This is a genomic window from Streptococcus agalactiae ATCC 13813 (assembly GCF_000186445.1).
Lineage (GTDB): Bacteria > Bacillota > Bacilli > Lactobacillales > Streptococcaceae > Streptococcus > Streptococcus agalactiae.
In genome coordinates, this window is record NZ_GL636070.1 from 1057814 (window position 1) to 1077590 (window position 19777).

A 19777-nucleotide genomic window follows, 5' to 3' on the forward strand; every position below is an offset into this window, starting at 1 on the left:
TACACAGAATTAGTGAAAAGACCTTCTAAGTAGAAAGTTCATGTCATGGATAGTACCAGTATTTGGCGAATCAATGTCAGTAACTGGTCTTTTTTAATATTATGATAAGAAAAAACAAGAGGGGTAAATGATGGTAAAACAAGTATTTCCAAAAGGTTTTTTATGGGGCGGGGCAACTGCTGCCAATCAATGTGAAGGAGCTTACAATGTTGATGGACGTGGCCTAGCAAATGTAGATGTTGTTCCTACTGGAGAAGATCGATTTGCAATTATTTCAGGACAAAAGAAAATGTTTGATTTTGAGGAAGGATACTTTTATCCAGCAAAAGAATCAATAGATTTTTATCACCATTATAAAGAGGACCTTGCATTACTTGCAGAAATGGGTTTCAAAACCTATCGTATGTCAATAGCATGGACGCGTATTTTTCCAAAGGGTGATGAGCTATATCCAAATGAAGCTGGTCTTCAGTTTTATGAAAATATTTTTAAAGAGTGTCGTAAGTATGGTATTGAACCTTTGGTAACCATTACACATTTTGACTGTCCTATCTACCTTATTAAACATTACGGTGGGTGGCGGAGCCGTAAAATGATTGGTTTTTATGAGCGCCTTGTACGAGCTTTATTTACTCGTTTTAAGGGGTTAGTTAAATATTGGTTGACCTTTAACGAAATCAATATGATTTTACACGCTCCTTTTATGGGCGCTGGCTTATATTTTGAAGATGGTGAAAATCAAGAGCAAATTAAATATCAAGCAGCTCACCATGAGTTAGTGGCTTCGGCTATTGCAGTAAAAATTGCTCATGAAGTTGATCCAAATAATCAAATCGGATGTATGCTAGCTGCAGGTCAATACTATCCAAATACGTGTCATCCACAAGATTATTGGGCTTCGATGCAAAAAAATAGAGAAAATTATTTTTTTATTGATGTGCAAGCGCGTGGCAAATACCCTAATTATGCTAAAAAACATTTTGAGCATTTAGGTATTTCAATTCAAATGACAGCAGAAGATCTTGCTTTGTTAAGAGACTATACGGTTGATTTTATTTCATTTTCTTACTATTCAAGCCGAGTAGCTTCAAGTAATCCAACCGTCAGTGAACAGGTTCAAGAAAATATTTTCGCATCACTTAAGAATCCTTACTTGAAATCTTCTGAATGGGGATGGCAAATTGATCCGCTTGGATTACGTATTACCTTAAATGCTATCTGGGATCGTTATCAAAAACCGATGTTTATTGTTGAAAATGGACTTGGGGCAGTAGATATTCCTGATGAGAATGGTTACGTAGAAGATGATTATCGTATTGATTACCTCCGTCAGCACATTGCTGCAATGAGAGATGCTATATATGTAGATGGTGTTAATTTAATTGGCTATACTACATGGGGATGTATTGATTTAGTATCTGCAGGAACTGGTGAAATGGAAAAACGCTATGGTTTCATTTATGTTGATTGCAATAATAAAGGAGAGGGAACACTCAAGCGTTACAAGAAAAAATCGTTTTATTGGTACAAGAAGGTTATTGCAAGTAATGGCAGTCAAATAGAATAAAGAGCAGACTAATAACTGTTAACTCTCTTTTTCTCATTCATAAAATAGTGTATAATAATTGAAAGAAATTAAGATTAATAAGGAGATTTCATGAAATTTGAAAAACGGCAGGTCTATTATGTTGTCATAACATTTGCTATTTGCTATGCTATACAGGCTTATTGGGGAGCTGTTTCTAATATTTTAACTACGCTTCATAAGGCAATATTTCCTTTTTTGATGGGAGCTGGAATTGCCTATATTATTAATATTGTAATGTCAGTCTATGAGCGATTATATATAAAGCTTTTTAAAGGATCTAGACTATTAATGGCAATCAAGCGTAGTGTTTCTATGATTTTATCCTATGCAACTTTTATTGGTTTAATTGTCTGGCTATTTTCAATTGTCATTCCAGATTTGATTTCTAGTTTGAGTTCTTTATTGGTTATTGATACCGGAGCACTTGCTAAATTGGTTAATAATCTCAATGAAAATAAACAAATTTCTGAGGCTTTAAATTATATGGGAACAGATAAAGACTTAGTTTCTACTTTAAGTGGTTATAGCCAGCAGATTTTGAAGCAAGTTTTATCTGTTTTAACAAATTTACTAACCTCAGTTTCCTCTATTGCGGCAACACTCCTGAATGTTTTTGTTAGTTTTATTTTTTCAATTTACGTTTTGGCAAACAAGGAGCAGTTGGGACGTCAGTTTAATTTGTTAATTGATACCTATTTAGGTTCAACAGGCAAAACATTCCATTACGTTCGTCATATCCTTCATCAACGTTTCCATGGTTTTTTTGTAAGCCAAACTTTAGAAGCTATGATTTTAGGAAGTTTGACGGTTATTGGTATGTTGATCTTCCAATTTCCTTATGCTTTAACAGTTGGGGTTTTAGTTGCTTTTACAGCTCTAATACCGGTTGTGGGAGCCTACATTGGTGTTACAATCGGTTTCATCTTAATTGCTACTGAATCGCTTACTGAAGCATTCTTGTTTGTTCTTTTCTTGATCCTTTTACAACAATTTGAAGGAAATGTCATTTATCCGAAAGTTGTCGGTGGATCGATTGGACTGCCTTCTATGTGGGTTTTAATGGCTATTACTATCGGAGGTGCTTTATGGGGGATCTTAGGCATGTTACTTGCTGTTCCTGTTGCAGCTACTATCTATCAGATTGTAAAAGATCATATTATCAAGCGACAAACGCTTAGAAATCGTGCACGAACCTATCGTTAAATAAAAAATACTTAGATTTTTCATCTAAGTATTTTTTATTGATTTAAAATATGAGTTTTTGATTGGTTTACGAATATTATGACTGGAGGTGTTTTATGTACCATATTGAATTAAAAAAGGAAGCTTTACTACCAAGAGAACGCCTAGTTGATTTAGGCGCAGATAGATTGAGTAATCAGGAGTTATTAGCCATTCTCTTACGTACAGGTATTAAAGAAAAACCTGTTCTGGAAATTTCAACGCAAATTTTAGAAAACATAAGCAGTTTAGCAGATTTTGGTCAATTATCCTTACAGGAGTTGCAATCCATTAAAGGAATCGGTCAGGTTAAATCCGTCGAAATAAAAGCTATGCTAGAACTAGCAAAACGGATTCACAAAGCTGAATATGATCGTAAAGAGCAAATTTTAAGTAGTGAACAATTAGCGAGGAAAATGATGCTCGAATTAGGGGATAAAAAACAAGAACATTTAGTAGCTATTTATATGGATACACAAAATCGTATTATCGAACAGAGAACAATTTTTATTGGTACTGTACGTCGTTCAGTAGCAGAGCCAAGAGAAATTCTACATTATGCTTGTAAAAACATGGCAACTTCTTTGATTATCATACATAATCATCCCTCAGGTTCTCCAAAGCCCAGTGAAAGTGATTTAAGTTTCACTAAAAAAATAAAACGATCATGTGATCATCTGGGAATTGTTTGCCTAGATCACATCATCGTTGGAAAAAATAAATATTATAGTTTTCGAGAAGAAGCAGATATTTTATAAATAATGAACTATTTATTGCTGCTGGTTCATGAAATAAAGTAAAGTTTGTAATTCGCTTGTTAAATCTACATACTGAACAATGATATCTTTTGGTAATGTTAAATGAACTGGAGAAAAACTCAAGATGCCTTTTATACCTGCTTTGACTAAGATGTCAGCAACTTCTTGGGCTTCTGTACTAGGTACTGTTAGGATAGCAGTTTCAATATCACTATCTATTAAATGGTCATTGATAGTCGAAATACCGTAGACAGGAATGCCATCCTCGGTTGTTTTACCAACTAAATCATTGCTATCTAAATCAAAAGCCATTGAAATTTGCATTTTATTGCGATCGTGGAAACGATAATGCAAGAGAGCTCTACCGATATTTCCACATCCCACCAACATAACATTTGTTGTAGAATGATCGTTCAATATTTCTGCAAAGAAGTTCATAAGTTTTTTGACATCATAACCAAAACCACGGCGTCCTAGTTCACCAAAATAAGAAAAATCACGTCGAACAGTAGCAGAATCGATACCTAGGGCATCTGCAATTTGTTTGGAACTAGCTTTTTCGATGCCATCAGTATTAAAACGTTTAAAAATACGGTAGTACAGTGATAAACGTTTAGCAGTTGCTTTAGGAATAGACTTATCCATAATCACAAAATTATCTCCTTGTTAAAAATTTTATTATTCGATTTAGAATTAGTTATATAACTTAATTCTTCACATCTCTATTGTACAAAAAGATTGTGAAAGTGACAACAAAATGGTTCGCAAAAAGACCACTAAAATGTTAAAAATAGTGGTCGATAAATTATTTTGCAGTTTTCGTAAAGATATCACGCTCAACGAGGCTGTCCATTAAGAAATAAAATTTGTCTTGAAGAATTTTATGATCGGTAGATTTAAAGATATTTACTATTCTAAGGCCAGATTTATCAGTAATTAAGAGCTTAAAACCAGAAAGTTCTTTATTGATTGTAATCTTTAGAGGAAAGCCATCGCCAGAATTAGGTACTGTTTCTAGGAGACGCTCTAATTCATAATTACCTAAGCGATTTTGAGTGAATGTAGTATCGCGTAAGGTATATTTTTTAATGTTCGGGCTGATAGTATAAATGTAATTGCAGTCTGGAAGATTTATTTCTTTTTCAAATGCCATATTAATCTCCTATAATTTTTCTTAAGGTTTTAGCTAATTTAAGAATTTCTTCTTGGGTATTTAGTTCTGAAAAACTAATACGTATTGATTCATTTAGACGTGGTGAGTTGGCTCCGTACAAGCTTGTTAAGACATGGCTAGGTTCGACTGTTCCTGCAGTACATGCAGAACCTGTTGAAACTGCGAATCCAGCTAAATCTAATTGTGTCAATAACAAGCCATTATTCTGTCCAGGAAAACCTATATTAAGTACATGAGGTAAGCAGTCTTGACCGTTATTAAGATAGAAGTCAAGGTCTGAAATAGCATCTAAAAAGGTCGTTCTCAGCTGACTAATGTGAGTCCAATTTTTAAGGGTGTTAGTCGTAGCATCAGTAAGAGCTTGAGACATTCCAGCAATACCAATTATATTTTCAGTTGAAGCACGCCTTTTTTCCTCTTGGTCTCCACCATGAAGTAGACTATCAAAGTGATGGGGAGCACAGTAAAGTATCCCAACACCTTTTGGACCGTGAAATTTATGGGCAGAAGCAGCTAAAAAGTCAATTCCTAAAGAATGAGGATCAAGTTCCATTTTGCTAAAGACTTGAACGGCATCAACGTGAAAAACAGCTTGGTGGTTCCTGAGAAGCTGACCAATCTCTTGAATTGGTAAAAAGTCCCCGGTTTCATTATTAGCAAACATGAGAGATACCATAATAGTATCATCTCGTAAAGCTTCTTGAACGTCTTTTGCAGTAATTTGTCCATGGTTTGGTTTTAAGTAAGTAATATCAAAACCAAATCGCTCTGATAAGTAAGTCATAGTATGTAGGACTGAATGATGTTCAATTTCAGAGGTAATAATATGTTTACCTTTTAGCTGATTTGCAAGAGCATACCCTTTGATAGCTGTATTGTTGCTCTCAGTTCCCCCAGAAGTGAAAATAATTTCACGTGAATTAACATTTAGATATTCAGCAATAATTTGTCGACATTCACGTAAAAGTTGATTTGCTTGACGCCCAAAGGTATGTATACTAGATGGATTACCATAGTTACTTGTCATGACATTGGTCATTTTCTCAATAACAGATGGGGTTAGAGCGGTAGTAGCAGCATTGTCTAAATAAATCATCAATTAATCCTTCTTATCTGAACGATATGAAAATAATGGACTTAAAGGTTTTCTTTCATGGATACGGATAATGGCGTCTGCAATGAGATGGCTAGCGGTCAGATATTTAATATTGCTAGGGATACGCTCTTTAGATAAAACAGAGTCTGTTACGATAATTTCTCTAATTGGTGCAGACTCTAAAATATCAGCTGCGCCGCCAGCAAAAAGCCCATGACTAGCAACAGCATAAATCTCAGTTGCTCCACCACGTTCTAAAATTTTTGCAGCTTCGGCAAAGGTTTTTCCTGTATTTAAAATATCATCAATAATAATAGCTTTCTTACCTTCTACCTCACCAATAATATAGCCTTCTTCACGTTCAGAATCATCTTGTGCATAATCAATGATAGCAATTGGAGAGTCAAGGTATTCTGCCAAACTACGAGCACGCTTGATTCCAGAATTTTTAGGACTAACAACGACGACATCTTCACCAGAGAGACCGAGTTGATTATAGTGTTCAGCAAATAGTGGGACAGTAAAAAGATTGTCAACTGGGATATCGAAGAACCCTTGTACTTGTACTGCATGTAAGTCGAGGGTAAGAACTCGATCAACCCCAGCTTTAACTAACATATTAGCGACCAATTTTGCAGTAATAGGTTCACGAGATGCAGCGATGCGGTCCTGACGAGAGTATCCAAAATAAGGGACTACGATGTTAACAGTATTAGCACTTGCACGTTTGCAAGCGTCAATCATAATGAGTAATTCCCAGAGATTATCATTGACTGGGAAGCTTGTAGATTGGATGATATAGATATCGTCACCGCGCACCGTTTCCTCAATATTAATCATAATTTCGCCATCAGAGAATTGACGTGATGACATCTTACCCAAAGGAATTCCTGAAGCTTGGGAAATTTTTTCAGCAATTTCTCTATTAGCGGTTAATGAGAAAAGTTTGATTTGTTTATCGGCGTATTGTTCTGCCATGAGATAGATGACTCCTTTAGATTGATACTAATAGTTTACCAAAAAAATAGAAAAAATTCACGATAAGAAACATGAAAATGCTTGCAATAACAATGTTGAGGAGAGATAGTATGAGATTTTAAGTTCTTGCTTAAATGAGAATTATAAAAGAGATTGGAAAATCCAATCTCTCAACGTTAGTTATTTTTTAAAGTAGCAGAGAATCTAGCTACCTTACTTTTGGCGTATTTAAAATTAATATTATTTTCTTTTAAAAACTGGTCGAAATCTCTTTTCCCTTGTTTAGGTTGTTTGACTTCTAACTCAAGTTCATAATCTTTAATATCAGCATATATATTGCTGTCTAGAGCCATTAAGCCGATTGAAGTTTCCATCTCTCGTCTTGTTGTTGTAAGTTGTCCAAAGACAGCTAATTTGGTTGGATCAACTCCCTTTTCAAGGATTAAAGAAGCAATCTCAGTATCTTCAGGGAACTGGCCATTTTTAACGATATATTTAGCTTCTTCTAAAGTAAGGTCATGATTGTGCTCTAAATTTCCTACTTCTCTAGGGATTTTTAGTGTTAGTTCGGCACGGTTAGGTAACGTTCTAATGCGAAGTGACATTCGGTGTGCTTTCATTTCAAATGTTTCTGTGTCAAAATAGTAATTGGTTTGAGTAATAGGTTGAACATGAGAAAATAAGCTTGTTAGACGATTAAATTCGTCTTTATTCAATAGAGTTTTGTATTCAATTTCTAGGTGTGTCATCTTATCACTTCCTTTTCCTAAATATGGTATAATATTAATTGTTGTGTTAATTTTATAGAAAAAAAGTTTATTTTACAAGAGAGTACATTAAATATTTTGGAGGATTAGAATGTCAATGGATTGGGAAACATTTCTAGACCCTTATATTCAAACGGTTGGTGAATTAAAAATAAAGCTTCGTGGTATTCGTAAACAATTTAGAAAGCAAAATCGTCACTCTCCAATAGAATTTGTTACTGGACGCGTAAAGTCGGTTGAAAGTATTCAAGAAAAGATGGTTTTACGTGGTATTTCAGAAGAAAATCTTGCTCAGGACTTGCAAGATATTGCAGGTCTTCGTATCATGGTACAATTTGTAGATGACGTTGATGAAGTCCTTGCCTTATTGAGAAAACGTCATGACATGACAGTGGTTCAGGAGCGAGACTATATTACCCATATGAAATCTAGTGGATATCGTTCATATCATGTCGTTGTAGAGTATCCTGTAGACACAATAGATGGACAAAAGAAAGTTTTAGCAGAAATACAAATTAGAACTCTGGCTATGAATTTTTGGGCAACCATCGAACATTCATTAAATTACAAGTATCAGGGGGACTTCCCTGAAGAAATTAAACAAAGACTGGAGAAAACAGCAAAAATCGCTTTAGAATTGGATGAAGAAATGCGTAAGATTCGCGAAGATATTCGTGAAGCACAGCTTTTATTTGATCCTTTAAATCGAAAATTGAGCGATGGTGTAGGAAATAGTGATGACACAGATGAATTTTACAGATAGAGCAACACGTGTTGCTATAATTGCTAACGGAAAATATCAAAGCAAGCGTGTAGCCTCAAAGCTCTTTGCTGCTTTTAAACATGATCCTGATTTTTATTTATCAAAAAAGGATCCTGATATTGTCATTTCTATTGGTGGAGATGGTATGCTTTTGTCAGCCTTCCATATGTACGAAAAACAACTGGATAAAGTAAGGTTTGTCGGTGTTCATACAGGACATTTAGGGTTTTATACAGACTATCGAGATTTTGAAGTTGACACATTAATTAATAATTTGAAAAATGATAAAGGTGAACAAATCTCCTATCCCATTTTGAAAGTAACTATTACCCTTGAAGATGGTCGAGTTATTCGTGCGCGTGCTTTAAATGAGTCTACTATTAAGCGTATTGAAAAAACAATGGTAGCGGATGTTGTTATTAATCAAGTGGTATTTGAAAGGTTTAGGGGAGATGGCATTTTAGTTTCTACACCAACCGGTAGTACTGCTTACAATAAATCACTAGGGGGGGCAGTACTCCACCCAACGATAGAAGCCTTGCAACTAACAGAAATTTCTAGTCTTAATAATCGCGTCTATCGTACCTTGGGGTCATCGGTTATCATCCCCAAAAAAGATGCTATAGAGATAGTTCCTAAACGAGTTGGTGTCTATACAATTTCTATAGATAACAAAACGGTCCATTACAAAAATGTTACCAAAATAGAATATAGTATTGACGAAAAAAGTATTAACTTTGTTTCAACTCCAAGTCACACTAGCTTTTGGGAACGTGTTAACGATGCTTTTATCGGAGAACCTGAACATTGAAATTTGAATACATAGCAGAAGAAAGGTGCAAAGTTAAAACACTTTTGAAAAGTCATGATGTTTCAAGGGGGTTATTAGCAAAGATTAAGTACAGAGGTGGTAAGATTTTTGTCAATGGTGAAGAGCAGAACGCTATTTTCTTATTAGAGATTGGCGATGTTGTTACGATAGATATTCCTGACGAGCCTTCTCACGAAACTTTGGAACCAGTACCTCACGATTTAGATATTGTTTATGAGGATGATCATTTTTTGATTTTAAATAAACCTTTTGGTTTCGCTAGTATTCCTAGCTCTATTCATTCAAATACAATTGCTAATTTTATAAAACACTATTATGTGTCTAATAACTATGCCAATCAGCAGGTCCATATTGTGACCCGGTTGGATCGAGATACAAGTGGATTAATGTTATTCGCCAAGCATGGTTATGCCCATGCTCGTCTAGATAAACAACTTCAGGCTAAAGCAATTGAAAAAAGGTATTATGCATTAGTATCAGGGAGTGGTGATTTAGCAGATAGTGGTGATATTATAGCTCCTATTGCACGAGATGTTGATAGTATTATTACGAGGCGAGTCCATGAATCAGGCAAATATGCACATACTAGTTATCAAGTAGTTGCTCGTTATGGTGATGTTAGATTAGTGGATATCAAATTACATACAGGGCGTACTCATCAAATTAGAGTTCACTTTGCTCATATCGGCTTTCCTCTTTTGGGAGATGATTTGTACGGAGGACGTATGGATCTAGGAATAAACAGGCAAGCATTGCATTGTCATTCTTTGTCTTTTTACGACCCTTTTATGGGAAAAATAAATAAACAGACGCTAGACTTGACAGATGACTTTGACAGCGTTATCATGGAATTACATTAATTTAGAAATAGAAGGTTTTATATATATGCGTTCCTTATTTGGTGGTTTAAGAGAAAAAGTTGCAAGTGATTATGTTAAGATTGTTTTCCCTGAGGGAAGCGATGAACGTGTATTACGTGCAGCAGCTCGTTTGAAATTTGAAGGTCTTGTGGATCCTGTTATTTTAGGTAAGGCTGACGAAGTTCACGATTCTTTGGCAAGACTTGGTTTTGTTGATCAAGATTATAGCGTTATTGACCCTGAACAATACGAAAAATTTGAAGAGATGAAAGAAGCTTTTGTTGAGATTCGTAAAGGCAAAGCTACTATGGAAGATGCAGATCGTCTTTTGAAGGATGTTAACTATTTTGGGGTTATGTTAGTAAAACTTGGTTTGGCAGATGGTATGGTATCAGGGGCCATTCATTCAACAGCTGATACTGTACGTCCTGCTCTTCAAATTATTAAAACAAAACCAGGAATTTCACGCACTTCAGGTGTATTCTTGATGAACCGTGAAAATACACAAGAACGTTATATTTTTGCTGACTGTGCTATTAACATTGATCCTAATGCACAAGAGCTAGCAGAAATTGCAGTAAATACTGCGGATACAGCTAAAATATTTGATATTAATCCCAAGATTGCTATGCTTAGTTTTTCAACAAAAGGAAGTGCAAAAGCGCCTCAAGCTGAAAAAGTTCAAGAAGCAGCTAAAATTGCCAAAGATTTATCTCCCGAATTAGCTGTTGATGGAGAATTACAATTTGATGCAGCTTTTGTTCCGGAAACTGCAGAAATTAAAGCTCCTAATAGTGATGTTGCTGGAAAAGCAAATGTTTTTATTTTCCCAGACCTTCAATCAGGAAATATTGGCTATAAAATTGCACAACGTTTGGGTATGTTTGAAGCAATCGGACCGATCTTACAAGGATTGAATGCTCCAGTAAATGATTTATCACGTGGATCAAGTGCTGAAGATATTTACAAACTTGCTATCATTACAGCTGCTCAAGCTATTGATGAGAAATCAAAATAAGTTATAAAACGAGAAGGATTTTTCCTAGCTCGTTTTTCTATATACTAGAGGAGGAGTATTTATGATATCACGTAAAGTTGCGCTTGTGACGGGGGCATCTGCTGGTTTTGGTGCAGCTATTGTTACTAAATTAGTTTCAGATGGTTATAGCGTTATTGGTTGTGCTCGTCGAATGGATAAATTAAAATGCCTTGGAGAAAAGTTTTCAGAGGGTTACTTTTATCCACTTCAAATGGATATTACAAGTAGAGAATCGGTTGACAAAGCTTTAGAAAGTCTGCCTAAAAATTTGCAATCAATTGATTTGTTGGTTAATAATGCAGGTTTAGCACTTGGATTGGATAAATCATATGAAGCTGATTTTGAAGATTGGATGACTATGATTAATACTAACGTTGTAGGATTAATTTACTTGACACGATGCATTTTACCGAAAATGGTAGAAGTTAATAGAGGGTTAATTATCAATTTGGGATCAACTGCAGGAACAATTCCTTATCCAGGAGCTAATGTCTATGGCGCATCAAAAGCTTTTGTAAAACAATTTTCTCTCAACTTGCGTGCCGATTTAGCTGGAACTAAAATCAGAGTTACTAACCTAGAACCCGGTTTATGTGAAGGGACAGAATTTTCAACTGTACGTTTCAAAGGAGATCATAAAAGAGTTGAAAAACTTTATGAAGGTGCGCATGCAATTCAAGCAGAGGATATTGCTAATACCGTGTCATGGGTTGCTAGCCAACCAGAACACATTAATATTAATCGCATAGAAATAATGCCAGTCAGTCAAACTTATGGACCTCAACCTGTTTATCGTGATTAAAATAGTAAAGACCAGGAAACGCTTTAATAATTTCTGGTCTTTTTATAGATAAGTGTTGTTTTTTTAACTTAATCTGCTATAATGAGTTCAGCCATTTTTTTGACTAATATTATTTAATCGGAGGGTTGGCAGAAATGCAACATGTCAATCATTCTTCTTTTGATAAAGCATCAAAAGCAGGATTTATTATTGCTTTAGGCATTGTTTATGGAGATATTGGTACAAGCCCACTCTATACGATGCAATCATTGGTTGAAAACCAAGGTGGTATTTCTAGTGTCACAGAATCGTTTATCTTAGGTTCTATATCTTTAATCATATGGACCTTGACACTTATTACAACTATCAAGTATGTGCTTGTAGCTTTAAAGGCGGATAATCACCACGAAGGTGGTATTTTTTCTTTATATACCCTTGTTAGAAAAATGACACCTTGGTTAATTGTTCCGGCTGTTATTGGAGGTGCAACCTTGTTGTCAGATGGAGCTTTGACGCCAGCTGTAACCGTAACTTCAGCCGTTGAAGGATTAAAAGTAGTTCCTAGTTTGCAGCATATTTTCCAGAATCAGAGTAATGTTATTTTTGTGACCTTGTTTATTTTACTGTTACTTTTTGCCATCCAAAGGTTTGGAACGGGTGTTATTGGGAAATTATTTGGGCCAATTATGTTTATATGGTTTGCCTTTTTAGGTATTAGCGGTCTCCTTAATAGTTTTGTCCATCCAGAAGTTTTCAAAGCAATTAATCCATACTACGGTTTGAAATTGTTATTTAGTCCAGAGAATCATAAAGGTATTTTTATTTTAGGATCTATTTTCCTGGCGACAACGGGGGCAGAAGCACTATACTCTGACTTAGGTCATGTTGGGCGTGGAAATATACATGTTTCATGGCCGTTCGTTAAGGTTGCCATTATACTTTCTTATTGTGGGCAAGGGGCATGGATTTTAGCTAATAAGAACGCAGGAAATGAATTGAATCCCTTTTTTGCTAGTATTCCTTCGCAATTTACAATGCATGTCGTTATTTTAGCTACTTTGGCAGCTATCATCGCTTCACAGGCACTGATTTCTGGATCATTTACCTTAGTTTCTGAAGCTATGCGACTAAAAATATTCCCACAATTTCGTTCAACTTATCCTGGTGACAATATTGGTCAAACCTACATACCTGTTATTAATTGGTTCTTATTTGCCATTACAACCTCTATTGTTTTGCTTTTTAAGACTTCAGCGCACATGGAAGCAGCATATGGATTAGCGATAACAATTACGATGCTAATGACAACTATTTTACTGTCTTTCTTTTTAATTCAAAAAGGAGTAAAAAGAGGTTTAGTCTTATTGATGATGATTTTCTTTGGTATTTTAGAGGGAATCTTCTTCCTTGCTTCAGCTGTTAAATTTATGCATGGAGGCTATGTTGTTGTTATTATAGCAGTAGCAATTATATTCATCATGACTATCTGGTATAAAGGTAGTAAAATTGTTTCGCGTTATGTTAAGTTGTTGGATTTAAAAGATTACATCGGACAATTAGATAAACTTAGACATGATCATCGTTATCCGATTTATCATACTAACGTTGTTTATTTGACAAATCGTATGGAAGGAGACATGATTGATAAGTCTATCATGTATTCTATCCTTGATAAGCGCCCTAAAAAAGCACAAGTTTATTGGTTTGTAAACATTAAGGTCACTGATGAACCTTATACAGCTGAGTATAAAGTTGACATGATGGGAACAGACTTCATTGTGAAGGTAGAACTTTACCTTGGATTTAAGATGCGTCAGACTGTGTCACGCTATCTTCGTACGATTGTAGAAGAATTACTTGAAAGTGGACGTCTGCCTAAACAAGGAAAGACATACAGCGTTAGACCTGATAGTAAAGTAGGAGATTTTAGGTTTATTGTCCTTGATGAACGTTTCTCAAGTAGTCAAAACCTAAAACCTGGTGAACGATTTGTTATGCTAATGAAATCATCTATAAAGCATTGGACAGCAACACCAATACGATGGTTTGGTCTACAATTTTCCGAAGTTACAACAGAAGTAGTTCCTTTGATTTTTACAGCTAATCGAGGTCTACCAATTAAAGAAAAAATTGAACTTACAACAACTGGAGATTGATTAATAAAAGGCGCTGGAATTAAACCAGTGCCTTTTAGTTATTAGTTTTCTTTTTTAGAGTGACGAGTGGATTATAGTTCAAAATCATCGTTAGAGATAGAAGCACCAGACGTGACATCAGACCATCCAACGATAGCTTGACCGGATTCTTTTAAATAACCCTCTAGCAGTGGTTTAATATTATGAACATGTTCAATATAACCAACGAGTTGCCCACTATCATTTTCTAAGCGTTTATAAGATTGTACTAGAATATAATCTTGTGATGCGCTAGGTAAGAGTAAATGTAGCTCTTTCGCTTTTTTCTCTATTAGGCTGTTTTGAACCCATTTGTCTATAGGATATTCTTCTTCAGGATAAATATCAAAAGGATCTTCAGGTTTATGGTTCGAATAAATTGTTTGACCGTCCTTATTATGCAATCTAAAACGATATGGGAGATGGTTAAATAAGTCAAAATTTAGCATATAGTGAAACTCGGTCATTGTTTTGGAGAGTTCCGAGAACGTTTTAATATCGTTAGCCTCTGTTTTTGAGTTAGTCTGACTAATCGCTAAGTAGTTGGAGTCAATTACCAGATGAGGTATGCTAGTTTCTATATCATGGAATGCAAAGCTACCGTCAAAATCTGCATGATTGAGAGTTGAAATATCTGTAATGATTTGTATAGAAAACAAATAATTAAAGTAAGTCTTTAACGTAATAAAGAAATTATTTTCAGATTCATTTGAGGCAAAAGCCACTATTTTCTTGGGTATTAGCATATGAACATGATAACGGTATTAAGAGTAAATTGCAATTGTTATGTTCTCTGAAGTGGTGATTGATGGGTAGAGAATAGATAAGAAAGTGAAGACATTAATATTCAAAAAACTCTTTGTTTTTCTTAGCTTTATTTGATATAATAAGAGCTGTTGATTGTCCTTTGACAACTAATATAAACAATTTAATTTTAATTCGAATGAATTAAATGGAGCACCTTGATTTAGCGGGGTGCTCTATTTTATGATAATAATCAAAGCAAGGAGATTTTAATGACTAAAAAGGGATGGCGTATTATGCCTGCCATAATTACAACGGCTATATTAGGTTTTTCAGGGATTCTTATTGAAACATCTATGAATGTCACTTTTCCGCTTTTGATGAAAGAATTTGGGGTTAACCCCGCTGTTATTCAATGGGTGACAACAGGAAATTTGTTAGCTGTTGCTGTGACTGTGCCTTTGTCAGCATTTATGATTAAAAATTTATCAGAGAGACAAATTTTTACATTGGCAAATGTGCTTTTTTTATCTGGTGTTTTAATTGATAGCTTTGCCCCTAATTTAGCTATATTGTTAGTAGGGAGAGTCTTGCAAGGTGTTGGGACAGGATTAGCCCTCCCTTTATTGTTTCATATCATTCTTACACAAATCCCGATGGAGCGTAGAGGACTAATGATGGGAGTAGCTGCTATGGTCACACTTTTAGCACCGGCAGTTGGACCTACTTATGGTGGTGTTATTTCAGGAATGTTAGGATGGAAGATGATTTTTATGCTTCTGGCACCAATACTTATCATATCTACCTTTATAGGTTTGGCTTCTATTCCCAAACGTCAAGTAAGAATTAATGATAAACTCAATTTTCCTGCCTTTGTCAGTTTAGGTATTGGCTTGGCAACCCTTCTTTTAGCTATTGAAAAGATGTCTATTTTTTACTTATTAGTAGCTATTGTTAGTTTTGTTATTTTTTACTATTTAAATAAACAGCTAGAATTTTTGAATTTGAATGTTTTTAAAGATAAAGATTTCTCAATCTTATTGTATGGCGTACTGGCTTTTCAAATGATTCCTCTAGCACTTTCGTTCTTATTACCTAACCTTTTGCAACTTGTTTTACATCAAACTTCAACCAAAGCTGGTTTGTTTATGTTTCCAGGTGCAATAGCAGTAGTTTTTTTATCCCCTTTTGCAGGTTATCTCCTGGATAAAATTGGTGCATTTAAGCCAATTATGATAGGTATCTCCTTTTCTTTGATAGGTTTAATTGGTACAGCTATATTCATTCCTGCGAAGTCTGTTGTAGTACTTTTAGCCTTTGATATCCTTACTAAAATTGGTATGGGGATTGGAGCAAGTAACATGGTTACGACAGCTTTAACAAAACTAAAGCCAACACAGTCAGCGGATGGTAATAGTATCTTGAATACACTTCAACAATTTGCGGGAGCTTTTGCAACCGCAGTAGCCTCACAAATTTTTACCATCGGACAAGTAGCTATTCCGAAAAATGGAGCTATAATTGGTAGTCAATTTGCAGTTCTATTCGTTATCGTTGTTGTTATCTTAGCTATTGTAGGATTAACTTATCTTCGAAAAAGAAAAGCAATATAATAAATGTAAAATCCTATAGAGTACTGCTCTATAGGATTTTACATTTATTTTGAAAAAACGAACATTATTCAAATAAATTGATCAAAAATTGACTAAAAATAAATAAAGTATATAATTTAAAAAGGAAAGGTATGTTTTTACCTAGCGATGCTTTGTTATACAAAGTTATAGGAAGGTCATTTTACTCATTAGGAGAACCATTATGTTTAACGATATTCCTGTTTTTGATTATGAAGATATTCAATTAATACCAAACAAGTGTATTATATCTAGCCGCTCACAAGCTGACACAAGTGTCAAACTTGGAAACTATACCTTTAAACTTCCAGTAATCCCTGCTAATATGCAGACTATTATTGATGAAGAGGTAGCTGAAACATTAGCGTGTGAAGGTTATTTTTATATTATGCACCGTTTTAATGAAGAAGCAAGAAGACCTTTTATCAAGCGTATGCATGATAAAGGCTTAATTGCTTCGATTTCGGTTGGGGTCAAAGACTATGAATATGATTTTGTGACAAGTCTGAAAGAAGATGCTCCTGAGTTTATCACTATTGATATTGCACATGGCCATTCTAACAGTGTTATAGAGATGATCCAACACATTAAACAAGAGCTTCCAGGAACTTTCGTTATTGCTGGAAATGTAGGAACGCCTGAAGCTGTTAGAGAATTGGAAAATGCAGGTGCAGATGCAACTAAAGTTGGTATTGGACCTGGTAAAGTTTGTATTACTAAAGTCAAGACAGGTTTTGGTACTGGAGGTTGGCAATTAGCTGCCTTACGTTGGTGTTCTAAAGCTGCTCGCAAGCCAATTATTGCTGATGGTGGTATTCGAACACATGGGGATATTGCAAAATCTATCCGCTTTGGTGCTAGTATGGTAATGATTGGTTCGCTGTTTGCTGGTCACCTTGAAAGTCCTGGAAAACTTGTGGAAGTAGAAGGACAGCAATTTAAAGAATACTATGGCTCAGCTTCTGAATATCAAAAGGGAGAACATAAAAATGTTGAAGGTAAGAAAATTCTATTACCTGTTAAAGGGCGACTAGAGGATACTTTGACAGAAATGCAACAAGATTTGCAAAGTTCTATTTCTTACGCAGGTGGAAAAGAATTGGATAGCTTGAGACACGTTGATTACGTTATTGTTAAAAATTCTATTTGGAATGGTGATTCCATTTAAATTAAATCTTGAAATCTTAATTAAAAATGTTACAATAGTTATCTATCATACATAACAATTAAATATATGATTTACTTATTTATGCTGAGGATTGGCTTAGCGTCTCTACAAGACACCGTAATGTCTAACAATAAGTAAGCTAATAAATAGCTTGCCTGTTGGTTCATGTTAATGAAGCGATAAATTAGAGGAGATTTGTGTCCTCTGATTGAGGTAAGTTATTTTTTTATTTTCTAAAGAGTGAAGGGGTTATTATGAAGTTATTGGAAGAACGTATTCTTAAAGATGGTGATGTTTTAGGTGAGAACATTTTAAAAGTTGATTCTTTTTTGACTCATCAGGTAGATTTTGAGTTAATGCAGGAAATAGGTAAAGTTTTTGCTGATAAATATAAAGAAGCCGGCATTACGAAGGTTGTTACAATTGAAGCATCTGGAATTGCGCCAGCAGTGTACGCAGCTCAAGCATTGGGCGTACCAATGATATTTGCTAAAAAAGCTAAGAACATTACTATGACTGAAGGTATCTTAACTGCTGAAGTGTATTCTTTTACAAAGCAAGTTACGAGTCAAGTTTCTATTGTGAGTCGCTTTTTATCTAACGATGATACTGTACTCATCATTGATGACTTTTTAGCAAACGGTCAAGCGGCTAAAGGATTACTTGAAATTATTGGTCAAGCTGGAGCTAAGGTTGCTGGTATCGGAATCGTTATTGAAAAATCTTTCCAAGATGGGCGTGATTTGTTAGAAAAAACAGGTGTTCCGGTTACTTCTCTTGCTCGTATTAAAGCGTTTGAAAATGGTCGAGTTGTTTTTGCGGAGGCTGATGCTTAATGAAATTTAATGAGCAAAGTAATTCGCAAGCAGCACTTCTAGGCTTGCAACACCTGTTAGCTATGTATGCAGGATCCATTCTTGTACCTATCATGATTGCTAGTGCTCTTGGTTATAATGCTAAGCAACTAACTTATCTTATTGCGACAGATATTTTTATGTGTGGGATTGCCACCTTATTACAATTACGATTAAGTAAGCACTTTGGAGTGGGTCTTCCAGTTGTATTAGGGTGTGCCTTTCAGTCTGTAGCTCCTTTATCAATTATTGGTGCACAACAAGGTTCTGGCTATATGTTTGGAGCTTTAATTGCTTCAGGAATATATGTCGTTTTAGTTGCTGGCATTTTTTCTAAAGTTGCAAATTTCTTTCCTCCAATTGTAACAGGATCAGTTATTACTACAATTGGTTTGACATTAATACCAGTTGCGATGGGAAATATGGGTGATAATGCAAAAGAACCAAGCTTACAATCTTTAACTTTATCACTGGTAACGATTGGTGTTGTTTTATTAATTAATATTTTCGCAAAAGGCTTTTTGAAGTCAATTTCAATCCTTATTGGACTCATTTCAGGTACAATTCTTGCAGCATTTATGGGCTTAGTTGATGCTTCTGTGGTAGCAGAAGCACCACTTGTACATATTCCGAAGCCATTTTATTTTGGAGCTCCTAGATTTGAATTTACTTCTATTTTAATGATGTGTATTATTGCAACAGTTTCTATGGTAGAATCAACAGGTGTTTACCTTGCGCTTTCAGATATTACAAACGATAAATTAGACAGTAAGAGACTTCGTAATGGTTACCGTTCAGAAGGATTGGCAGTATTACTTGGCGGCTTATTTAATACCTTTCCATATACCGGTTTTTCTCAAAATGTGGGATTGGTACAGATATCTGGGATACGTACGCGTAAGCCGATATATTTTACAGCTCTCTTCTTAGTTATACTTGGCTTGTTACCTAAATTTGGCGCAATGGCTCAAATGATTCCAAGTCCAGTTCTTGGTGGTGCTATGTTAGTTTTATTTGGTATGGTAGCACTTCAAGGGATGAAAATGCTTAATCAGGTTGATTTTGAGCATAATGAGCATAACTTTATCATTGCAGCCGTATCAATTGCAGCAGGAGTAGGTTTTAATGGGACAAATCTCTTCATTAGTCTTCCTAATACTTTACAAATGTTTTTGACAAATGGTATTGTTATCTCAACCCTGACAGCTGTTGTTTTAAATATTATTTTGAATGGATTGCCTAAAAAATTAATATGATACTTTCCTTTATTTATCAAAAAAGTTAATGTTTAGTTATTGATTTCATGATGAGAATATAAAAGAAAAACTGAGTAATTTATTACTCAGTTC

The 19777-nt window shown here is 35.0% G+C and carries 19 protein-coding genes and 1 riboswitch; of the genes, 13 read left to right on the forward strand and 6 right to left on the reverse strand.

All coding sequences use genetic code 11. The annotated features are described in order from the left end of the window. Positions 1 to 127 precede the first annotated feature (127 nt). The 3 genes from HMPREF9171_RS108065 to radC all read left to right on the forward strand — a co-directional run bounded on the left by HMPREF9171_RS108065 (position 128) and on the right by radC (position 3567). Positions 128 to 1567 carry a 6-phospho-beta-glucosidase gene (locus HMPREF9171_RS108065; protein ID WP_001872257.1) on the forward strand — a complete coding sequence of 480 codons (1440 nt, stop codon included), beginning with the start codon at positions 128 to 130 and terminating at the stop codon, positions 1565 to 1567. Between the two features lie 90 nt (positions 1568 to 1657). Next, on the forward strand, positions 1658 to 2791 hold the full coding sequence (locus tag HMPREF9171_RS108060; RefSeq protein WP_000667240.1) for an AI-2E family transporter: 1134 nt from the start codon (positions 1658 to 1660) through the stop codon (positions 2789 to 2791). A 95-nt stretch (positions 2792 to 2886) separates the two neighbouring features. After that, positions 2887 to 3567, forward strand: coding sequence for a RadC family protein (radC, locus tag HMPREF9171_RS108055; protein WP_000274751.1), 681 nt, complete (start codon positions 2887 to 2889; stop codon positions 3565 to 3567). Positions 3568 to 3579: 12 nt separating this feature from the next. Here radC and HMPREF9171_RS108050 read toward each other — a convergent pair whose 3' ends face one another. The 5 genes from HMPREF9171_RS108050 to HMPREF9171_RS108030 form a co-directional block, all read right to left on the reverse strand. Beyond that, positions 3580 to 4218, reverse strand: coding sequence for a redox-sensing transcriptional repressor Rex (locus HMPREF9171_RS108050; RefSeq protein ID WP_000605175.1), 639 nt, complete (start codon positions 4216 to 4218; stop codon positions 3580 to 3582). A 154-nt stretch (positions 4219 to 4372) separates the two neighbouring features. Next, positions 4373 to 4720 carry a DUF1831 domain-containing protein gene (locus HMPREF9171_RS108045; protein ID WP_000863499.1) on the reverse strand — a complete coding sequence of 116 codons (348 nt, stop codon included), beginning with the start codon at positions 4718 to 4720 and terminating at the stop codon, positions 4373 to 4375. Between the two features lies 1 nt (position 4721). Then, a complete protein-coding gene (locus HMPREF9171_RS108040; RefSeq protein ID WP_000639602.1) occupies positions 4722 to 5837 on the reverse strand; it encodes a cysteine desulfurase family protein in 1116 nt (371 codons plus the stop codon). Positions 5838 to 5840: 3 nt separating this feature from the next. After that, entirely contained in the window at positions 5841 to 6815 is a 975-nt protein-coding gene (locus tag HMPREF9171_RS108035; protein WP_000840698.1) for a ribose-phosphate diphosphokinase, read from the reverse strand. 176 nt (positions 6816 to 6991) lie between these two features. Then, positions 6992 to 7564, reverse strand: coding sequence for a CYTH domain-containing protein (locus HMPREF9171_RS108030; protein WP_000149079.1), 573 nt, complete (start codon positions 7562 to 7564; stop codon positions 6992 to 6994). Positions 7565 to 7673: 109 nt separating this feature from the next. Between HMPREF9171_RS108030 and yjbM the strand changes: the two genes are divergently transcribed. The 6 genes from yjbM to HMPREF9171_RS108000 all read left to right on the forward strand — a co-directional run bounded on the left by yjbM (position 7674) and on the right by HMPREF9171_RS108000 (position 14013). Next, on the forward strand, positions 7674 to 8345 hold the full coding sequence (yjbM, locus tag HMPREF9171_RS108025; RefSeq protein WP_000061344.1) for a GTP diphosphokinase: 672 nt from the start codon (positions 7674 to 7676) through the stop codon (positions 8343 to 8345). Continuing rightward, on the forward strand, positions 8320 to 9156 hold the full coding sequence (locus HMPREF9171_RS108020) for an NAD kinase (protein WP_000192910.1): 837 nt from the start codon (positions 8320 to 8322) through the stop codon (positions 9154 to 9156). The genes yjbM and HMPREF9171_RS108020 overlap by 26 nt, the downstream gene beginning before the upstream one ends. Beyond that, positions 9153 to 10037 (forward strand): RluA family pseudouridine synthase, encoded by an 885-nt coding sequence (locus HMPREF9171_RS108015; protein WP_000667471.1) that lies wholly within the window; start codon positions 9153 to 9155, stop codon positions 10035 to 10037. The genes HMPREF9171_RS108020 and HMPREF9171_RS108015 overlap by 4 nt, the downstream gene beginning before the upstream one ends. 25 nt (positions 10038 to 10062) lie before the next feature. Beyond that, a complete protein-coding gene (gene pta / locus HMPREF9171_RS108010; protein ID WP_001257098.1) occupies positions 10063 to 11055 on the forward strand; it encodes a phosphate acetyltransferase in 993 nt (330 codons plus the stop codon). Between the two features lie 61 nt (positions 11056 to 11116). Continuing rightward, on the forward strand, positions 11117 to 11878 hold the full coding sequence (locus HMPREF9171_RS108005; protein WP_000625600.1) for an SDR family NAD(P)-dependent oxidoreductase: 762 nt from the start codon (positions 11117 to 11119) through the stop codon (positions 11876 to 11878). 134 nt (positions 11879 to 12012) lie between these two features. Next, entirely contained in the window at positions 12013 to 14013 is a 2001-nt protein-coding gene (locus HMPREF9171_RS108000; RefSeq protein WP_001164952.1) for a KUP/HAK/KT family potassium transporter, read from the forward strand. 71 nt (positions 14014 to 14084) lie between these two features. Here the strand turns inward: HMPREF9171_RS108000 and HMPREF9171_RS107995 are convergent, their stop codons facing one another. Continuing rightward, a complete protein-coding gene (locus HMPREF9171_RS107995) occupies positions 14085 to 14756 on the reverse strand; it encodes a hypothetical protein (protein ID WP_000853103.1) in 672 nt (223 codons plus the stop codon). Between the two features lie 291 nt (positions 14757 to 15047). Between HMPREF9171_RS107995 and HMPREF9171_RS107990 the strand changes: the two genes are divergently transcribed. The 4 genes from HMPREF9171_RS107990 (at position 15048) to HMPREF9171_RS107975 (ending at position 19684) form a co-directional block, all read left to right on the forward strand. Further along, positions 15048 to 16388, forward strand: coding sequence for an MFS transporter (locus HMPREF9171_RS107990; protein ID WP_000162145.1), 1341 nt, complete (start codon positions 15048 to 15050; stop codon positions 16386 to 16388). A 202-nt stretch (positions 16389 to 16590) separates the two neighbouring features. Continuing rightward, positions 16591 to 17574, forward strand: a complete 984-nt coding sequence (guaC, locus tag HMPREF9171_RS107985; protein WP_000481323.1) for a GMP reductase — start codon at positions 16591 to 16593, stop codon at positions 17572 to 17574. A 55-nt stretch (positions 17575 to 17629) separates the two neighbouring features. After that, positions 17630 to 17725, forward strand: a riboswitch (purine riboswitch). Between the two features lie 103 nt (positions 17726 to 17828). Beyond that, on the forward strand, positions 17829 to 18410 hold the full coding sequence (locus HMPREF9171_RS107980) for a xanthine phosphoribosyltransferase (protein ID WP_000770389.1): 582 nt from the start codon (positions 17829 to 17831) through the stop codon (positions 18408 to 18410). Next, complete coding sequence (locus HMPREF9171_RS107975; protein WP_000671148.1) at positions 18410 to 19684, forward strand: nucleobase:cation symporter-2 family protein; 1275 nt, start codon at positions 18410 to 18412, stop codon at positions 19682 to 19684. The genes HMPREF9171_RS107980 and HMPREF9171_RS107975 overlap by 1 nt, the downstream gene beginning before the upstream one ends. Positions 19685 to 19777 lie beyond the last annotated feature (93 nt).